The sequence below is a fragment of the Chryseobacterium sp. SIMBA_029 genome (genome assembly GCF_046535275.1).
Classification (GTDB): domain Bacteria; phylum Bacteroidota; class Bacteroidia; order Flavobacteriales; family Weeksellaceae; genus Chryseobacterium.
The window spans coordinates 1-240 of record NZ_JAWRXA010000803.1; the positions used below are offsets into that span (position 1 = coordinate 1).

Sequence of the window (240 nt, forward strand, 5' to 3'; positions counted from 1 at the left end):
GCATGTCGCCATTGTTCATGCCCATCGCCAGTTGGGCGCGCACCACGGCGACACCCTCTGCGGTCTGGAAGCGCCAGTCGGCAACACCGCGATTGGTGTAGAAAAGTCCCCGGTGCTCCTGAAGACTGGCCAGAGTGCGCGGGATGCCCGCCTTGGCAAGATAGTCCGGCGAGGCGACCAGCATGCGGCGGCTCGGAGCGAGCTTCCAGGCGACAAGACGCGAGTCGGCGATCGGGCCGT

At 66.2% G+C, this 240-nt stretch carries 1 protein-coding gene; it reads right to left on the reverse strand.

What is annotated here, in order from left to right:
- Positions 1 to 240: LysR substrate-binding domain-containing protein (locus SB679_RS26130; RefSeq protein WP_410705314.1), on the reverse strand; the 240-nt coding region annotated here is incomplete at both ends.